The sequence below is a fragment of the Pseudomonadota bacterium genome (genome assembly GCA_011049115.1).
GTDB lineage: Bacteria > Desulfobacterota > Anaeroferrophillalia > Anaeroferrophillales > Tharpellaceae > DSCM01.
In genome coordinates, this window is sequence record DSCM01000014.1 from 1 (window position 1) to 3,081 (window position 3,081).

Genomic DNA, 3,081 nt, shown 5'->3' on the forward strand with positions numbered 1-3,081 from the left:
GAGCATGGAAAACCTCTATTTTGGGCTGATGTTTTGTGGTGATTATTGATGCCCATTGTAGAGGTTTTCCTGCATTAAGTAAATGTTATTATTGATATTTTATCCAATCTTTGCAACACCTTTAACAACAAAAACAAGAAACTTATCCAGCGCTGCTGGGCCTGATAAGAGCACTTATTTGCGGGCGGATAAAACCCGTTTGGAACGCGGGATTTATTCCCGCATTCGTTTAAAAATTCCAGCCCAGGCGAATGGCCGTGACCGCGGTCAGCATCATCAAGAGATTCATGGGCAGACCGATCTTGAGAAAATCGGCAAACCGGTAATTGCCCGGGCCGTAGACCATCAGATTGGTCTGATAACCAATGGGCGTGGCAAAACTGGCCGAAGCCGCCAGGGCCACGGCCACGGCGAAGGGCAAGGGATCAAAACCGCTCTGCCCCGCCGCCGTCCAGGCCACCGGAAACATCAGGGCGGCCGCGGCGTTATTGGTTATAACCTCCGTCAGCAGCGAAGTCATCAGATAAATTGCCGTCAGCAGGCCCACCCCCCCCCAGCCCGACACCAGGCTGAGCAGGCCCGCGGCCAGATATTGCGCGGCGCCGCTTTTAATCAGGGCCTGGCTGATGCCCAGGGAGGCGGCAATCACGATCAATACGTTTAATTCCAATGAACGGCGGGCTTCGACCACAGTGATGGCCCGGGAAAGCAGAAGAGCCAGCACCGCCAGTACTGCGGCTTTGAAAATATCAACCACCCCGAAGGCCGCCAACAAGACCATCAGCAGAAGCACCCCAAAGGAAAGCAGCGTCTTTTTCCGGTCGATTACCGGCATGTCGCCGACCTTGCTGACCAGATAAAAATCGCGGGCATTGTTCCAGCGGGCGAGAAAATCGCCGCCGCTGAGCAACAGCAGCGTGTCGCCGGGTTTTAGGATGATGCTGCCGATACCCTGATGAATCCTTTCGCCATGACGGCGCACGGCGAGCACGACAGCGTCATAACGGCCACGGAAATTACCTTGTTTGATAGTTTTATCGAGCATCGGCGAGGAGCGCGAGACCACGGCCTCGATGATGCCGGCGGCGGTTTGGCGATCCGGCAATTTGGGCCAGCCGCTTTCGTCACCCGGAGCCAGGCCGGCCTTGCGACGCAACTGGGCGATGCCTTCGGCGACTCCGACAAAGCCGAGGCGGTCGCCGGCCTGGAGAATTTCATCCGGCCGTACCGGCACGATGGTCTTTTCGCCTCTGATAATTTCGCTTAAGAAAACCGAATTCAAATGCCTGAGCCCAGCCTGAGTGACGCTGCGTCCGGGAAGGGGGCCATGTTCCAGCACCCGCATTTCAAAGAGATAATCGCGGTTCTGATTTTCGGCCTCGACCGCTTTACGTTCCGGCAGAATGCGGTAGCCGAAGAGAACGATATAAATAATTCCGACCAGGAAACAGGGCAGCCCGGCTTTGGCCAATTCAAAGAGCCCCAGCGAACGGCCGCCGGCATCGACTATCATGCCGTTGACCAGCAGATTAGTGGAAGTGCCGATCAAAGTGCAGGTGCCGCCGAGAATTGCCGCATACGACAACGGAATCAGATATTTACTGGGCGCCCGGCGATGATTGCGGGCCCATTCGCAGACCGCCGGGGCAAACATCGAAACAATCGGCGTATTATTGAGAAAAGCCGACAGCAGACCCACCGGCAACATCATGCGCAGCAAATCCCGGCGCCCCAGGCCCAGGCCCCGGCCCATGAAACGCCCGGCGAAAAAGCCCAGGGCCCCGGAAGACTGGGCTCCATAAGCCACGATAAAAAGCAAGGCCACGGTCATCATGCCTTTATTGGCGAAACCGGCTAAAGCCTCGGCCGGGGTGATAACGCCGGCCAGCAACAGGGCCGCCAGGGCCGCAAAGAGAATGGCATCCGGGGCTAAAAGCTCCAGTACGAGAGCAACCAACATCAGGAAAATTACCAGAAGAGTAAATTGGCCGGCAAATGTCATAATTTTCTTTGATATCGATTATTCAAAATTGCTGTTTTTGGTTTTCAGCCAGACCGCGGAAAACGATTCGGCAAATTTCACAGTAAACATTTCAGGGTTGACCCTGTGCTTTTCAGTTGAAAAACGACCCGGGATGCCGGTCATTAAATATTTGGCGTTCCCACTTTTCGCTGCTTCGAGAAATTTTTACCTCTCCATATCAACATCACTTATGGGGGTCAACAAAGCGCTTGGTTAGCCATGATGGGTTATCAGCAGTGCCCGTTCTTACGGCAGTTTTTTCCATATCTGGGCAGGCAAAGTGCAAAGATCCATGCCTGTCACAGAATTCATAATCCGACCTCCGCAGGGGCAACCCCTAACATGAAGTCACCCATTCGTCAACAAAGAGATCCAGCGCAAAGCGTTAAACAATCTTATTTTTCACAATCTCCCTGTCAGAATCTACGCATGAAACGACAATGAACAGAAGAAGATGAACAGAAGAAAACGGTGCCAGACATATTGATACAGTTAAATGTGAGGCGCGAGACAGGGATGAGGTTACAGGCCCCAGAGGGTGTTGGGGCGGTTGGCTTGGGTGGCGGAGGTTGGGGAGATTTTTTCGTCCCTGAAAACGCCGGGGGCACGGTTGAAGTTAGTCGAGTAGATCAGCTTCTCCCGATGCTACAGGTCGATGTTTGTGTTCTCCGTTTCTGCCTGGTTTCCCGGCAGTGCCACATGATCTCAACCATATATCAGTTGTCGCTGACCCCTCTCAAAACCGTGCTTGCGCTATTTACGCACACGGCTCCTCACATGTCAACTCACAGAAAATCCGAACATACTGACCCTGATCCTTGGCTTCGGCAGAGGATACCGCTTCAGCATTGCCTCGAACTTTTCCCCATTGAGACAGTTCTTCTTCCCCCTACGGTTCAGCCACTTAAACAGCAGCTTTCTTACTTCCTCCCCAAACGAGGGTGTAAAAAAGATTGTGTAAATGGCCATTCAGGGGTACACCGTGACCCCACCCATTAAAAGGAGCTCATATGGCCATTGAAAAAGATCTACTTGACCGCCTGCTTGCTGACTATAAA

1 protein-coding gene is annotated in these 3,081 nt (G+C 53.2%); it reads right to left on the reverse strand.

All coding sequences use genetic code 11. The features are described from left to right. Positions 1–229 precede the first annotated feature (229 nt). Positions 230–2,002, reverse strand: coding sequence for a TRAP transporter large permease subunit (locus ENN66_01310; protein HDS15264.1), 1,773 nt, complete (start codon positions 2,000–2,002; stop codon positions 230–232). Between the last annotated feature and the right edge of the window lie 1,079 nt (positions 2,003–3,081).